Below are 4,040 nucleotides of genomic sequence, written 5' to 3' on the forward strand. Positions count from 1 at the left end.
CCGCGCCGCAGCCGAGCGCCACGCCCGACCCGCCGCCCGTCGCGGTGCTCGCCGCGCCGGACCCGAACGCCGCGCCGCCGACCCCCGAGGGGGTACGCGCCGCGCTGGAGCCGCTGGTCGGCGCGGCGGCCCTGGGCAGCCGGGTCAACCTGTCCGTGACCGACGTGCAAACCGGCGACCTGCTGTACGGGCGGGGCGCCGACGACGGCACCGTGCCGGCCTCGGTCACCAAGCTGGTGACCGCGGTGACGGTGCTCGCCGCCCGGGGCCCGGCGTACCGGATCCCCACCCGGGCGGTGGCCGGCCCGAACCCGGGCGAGGTGGTCGTCGTGGGCGGTGGCGACCCCACACTGGCCGTCGACGACGACGGCTTCTATCCCGGTGCCGCCCGCCTGACCGACCTGGCCGAGCAGGTCCGGCAGGCGCTCGGCGGGGCCGCCCCGACGAAGGTGATCGTCGACGCGACGCTGTACGCGGGGCCGAAGTACGAGCCCGGCTGGGACGCGGACATCCCCACCGGGGGCTACGGCGGCGCGGTCACCGCGCTGATGACCGACGGCGCCCGCCAGGACCCGGTCGCCGCCCGCAAGACCCTGGCCGCCGGCAGCGGTCACGCCGTGCGGGTACCCGAGCCCGACCTCACCGCCGGCCGCGCCTTCGCCCGGCTGCTGGGGGTGCCCGACGCCGCCGTGCAGCGGGGCCGTGCCCCGGCCGCGGGCGGGACCGCGACCGGCTCGCCGGCACCCGGCACCGAGTTGGGCACGGTCGAGTCGCCGCCGGTGATCCGGCTGGTCGACATCATGATCAGCGACAGCGACAACCTGGTCGCCGAGGCGCTGGCCCGCCAGGTCGCCCTGGCCCGCGACCAACCCGCCTCGTTCGTCGGCGCGGCGAAGGCCATGGACGAGGTGGTGGCCGAGTTGGGGCTGCCCGCCGACGAACTGGCTCTGGCCGACGCCAGCGGCCTGTCGCGGACCAACCGGATCAGCCCGTCCCTGCTCACCGACCTGATCGCGCTCGCCGGCAACGGCAGCCACCCCGAACTGGCCGCCATCTTCGGTGGCCTGCCGGTGGGTGGCTGGTCCGGCACCCTGCTCGACCGGTACGACTCGGCGGTGACCTCCGCCGGAGCGGGCGTGGTCCGGGCCAAGACCGGCACCCTGACCGGGGTGCACGCCATCGCCGGGCTGGTGACCACCGTCGACGGCCGGCTGCTCAGCTTCGCCGTCCTCACCGACCGGGCCCCGGCGGGCACGACCGACGAGACCCGGGTGGCGCTGGACCGGATCGCCGCCGCGCTCGCCGGCTGCGGCTGCCGCTGACGCCCGCACCGGAGCCGTCCCGCCGCCCCCGGATTCCCGGCCCTGGCGGCACCGCCGCAGGTCGGCACCCGGCCGGGCTTTCCCGGCGCGGGTACGGTTGGGGCATGGCGCAGTTCGTGGACTGGGATCTGGCCGCCGCGACGGCGGGGGCGTTGAGCAAGTCCGGCCCCCGGGTGTCGTACGACGAGGCCACCGACGTGGTCGCCGACCTGCGGCGGCTGACCGACGAGGCGGCCGGGCACGTGGCCGACTACACCGGCCTGCGTGCGCAGGTGGCGCACCCACCGGTGCGGGTGGTGGACCGCCGGGACTGGGCGGCGACCAACATCGCCGGGCTGCGTGAGGTGATCACTCCCCTGGTCAACCGACTCTCCGGTGACAAGCAGCCCGGGGCGCTGACCGAGGCGATCGGCTCCCGGCTGACCGGGGTGCAGGCCGGCACCGTCCTGGCGTACCTCTCCGGGCGGGTCCTCGGGCAGTACGAGGTCTTCTCCGCCGACCCCGGGCAACTGCTCCTGGTCGCGCCGAACATCGTCGAGGTGGAGCGGAAGCTCCAGGCCGACTCCCGGGACTTCCGGCTCTGGGTCTGCCTGCACGAGGTGACCCACCGGACCCAGTTCACCGCCGTGCCGTGGATGCGGGCGTACTTCCTCGGCGAGGTGCAGGCGTTCGTGGACGCCTCGCAGAACAGTGAGCACTTCGTGGAGCGGCTGCGCCGGGGTGTGGCCACCCTCGCCGACGCGATCCGCGACCCGGAGAGCCGCACCAGCGTCCTGGACATCGTGCAGACCCCCGCCCAGCGGGCCGTACTGGACCGGCTGACCGCCCTGATGACCCTGCTGGAGGGGCACGCCGAGTTCGTCATGGACGGCGTCGGCCCGGAGGTCATCCCGAGCGTGGAGAGCATCCGCGCGGCGTTCAACCGGCGCCGTGAGTCGGGCAACCCGCTGGAGAAGGCGATCCGCCGGCTGCTCGGCGTCGAGGTCAAGATGCGGCAGTACGCCGAGGGCCGCAAGTTCGTACACGGGGTGGTCGAGCGGGTCGGCATGCCGGGCTTCAACAAGATCTTCAACTCCCCGCTGACCCTGCCCCGGCTGGAGGAACTGGGCGACCCCGACGCCTGGGTGGCCCGGGTGTACGGCCCGGTCGGCCCGCTGCCGGCCGCCGGCTGACCCGACCGTCCGTGGCCGCGCTCGCCCCGCCGGTCGCCGCGATCCGGGTGGCGGTCCGGTCGGCCCTGACCGGCGTACCGGCCGACGGCCCGGTCCTGGTCGCCTGCTCCGGGGGAGCCGACTCGCTCGCCCTCGCCGCGGCCACCGCCTTCGTGGCGCCCCGGCTCGGGCGTACCGCCGGGCTGGTCACCGTCGACCACGGTCTCCAGCCCGGTTCCGCCGAGCGGGCCGCCGAGGTGGCGCGCTGGGCGACCGGGTACGGCCTCGCCCCGGTCGAGGCGGTCCGGGTGACCGTGGCGGGGCGTCCGGGGGGCCCGGAGGCGGCGGCCCGACTGGCCCGGTACGAGGCGCTGGCCCAGGTGGCGCGGCGGCACGGGGCGGTGGCCCTGCTGACCGGGCACACCCGGGACGACCAGGCGGAAACCGTCCTGTTGGCGCTGGCCCGGGGGGCCGGCCCCCGGGGACTCGCCGCGATGCCGCCCCGACGGGACCTCGACGGCGTACCCCTGCTGCGGCCGTTGCTGGCGGTCGGCCGGGAGCAGACCCGCGCCGCCTGCGCGGTGCTCGACCTGAAGCCGTGGGACGACCCGCACAACGTCGACCCGTCGTACGCCCGCTCCCGGGTGCGGTCGGACGTGCTGCCCGCGCTGGTCCGCGCGCTCGGCCCGGCGGTGGTGGACAACCTGGCCCGGACCGCCCGCCAGCTCGCGGCGGACAACGCCGTGCTCGACGACCTGGCCGCGACCGCGCTGGCCGGGAGCCGGACGGCCGGCGGCGGTCTGTCCGTGGACGGGCTGGCCGCCCTCGCCCCGGCGGTGCGTACCCGGGCGCTGCACGCCTGGGCCCGGGAACTGGGCGCCCCGTCCGCCGCGCTCTCCCACCGGCACGTCGCCGCCCTCGACGCGCTGGTGACCGCGTGGCACGGGCAGGGGGCGGTGCACCTGCCGGGCGCTCTGTGCGTCGTCCGCCGGGAAGGTCGCCTCGTCACCGCCACATCCTGAGCGACCCGTTCGCGTCGAATGTCCGGCCCGGTCGGGGTCCTTCGGGCCCGATGTCTGGTTCACAGTGTGGTCGGGGGCACCCGTCGGCCGGAATGGCGGTGGGGGTGGGGTCGTTATACCTGGCGTACGACCGAGCAGGGGCCGCTTCGCCTGGTGGGCGGGTGGGCCGGGGCCGGAATGTTGGTGGCCGGCCGGTCGTTGTACATGGTTCCGGCGTGGTGAGCCGCCCCCCGCGAGTTCCCGCGCCGCTCTCGATCTTTTCTTTTCCCCCGTGTGGGCGCCTGACGGTGCTCGTGCACCCCGTGTGGGTGTCGATCCCCCGAATGGAGCTGGTCATGAACTCGATCATTCGTAGGAGCGTGCTGGGTGTTGCTGGTCTGGCTGTCGCCGGTGGTCTGGCGGCGGGTCCGCTGAACCATCAGGACGCGGCCCCGGTGACCGGGGTGAGCGCTGTGGCGGTGCAGGAGAGCGCGCCGGACACGGCGGTGTTGCTGCCGCATGGTGAGCCGGCGGGTCAGTCGCGGATCGACCTGAACGAGGAGCAG

The 4,040-nt window shown here is 75.7% G+C and carries 3 protein-coding genes and 1 pseudogene; all 4 read left to right on the plus strand.

Annotated features, from left to right (window positions below; all coding sequences use genetic code 11):
• Positions 1-1,322 (plus strand): D-alanyl-D-alanine carboxypeptidase/D-alanyl-D-alanine endopeptidase (gene dacB, locus AWW66_RS31590; RefSeq protein WP_067374350.1); only part of this gene is annotated, 1,322 nt, incomplete at its 5' end.
• 104 nt (positions 1,323-1,426) lie between these two features.
• Positions 1,427-2,494: a zinc-dependent metalloprotease gene (locus AWW66_RS31595; protein ID WP_067374352.1), complete on the plus strand. Its 1,068-nt coding sequence runs from the start codon at positions 1,427-1,429 to the stop codon at positions 2,492-2,494.
• 11 nt (positions 2,495-2,505) lie between these two features.
• Complete coding sequence (tilS, locus tag AWW66_RS31600; RefSeq protein WP_067374356.1) at positions 2,506-3,495, plus strand: tRNA lysidine(34) synthetase TilS; 990 nt, start codon at positions 2,506-2,508, stop codon at positions 3,493-3,495.
• A gap of 323 nt (positions 3,496-3,818) precedes the next feature.
• A pseudogene (locus AWW66_RS31605) lies at positions 3,819-4,040 on the plus strand (hypothetical protein); the annotation flags it as partial.

Source organism: Micromonospora rosaria (assembly GCF_001567585.1).
GTDB classification, from domain to species: domain Bacteria; phylum Actinomycetota; class Actinomycetes; order Mycobacteriales; family Micromonosporaceae; genus Micromonospora; species Micromonospora rosaria.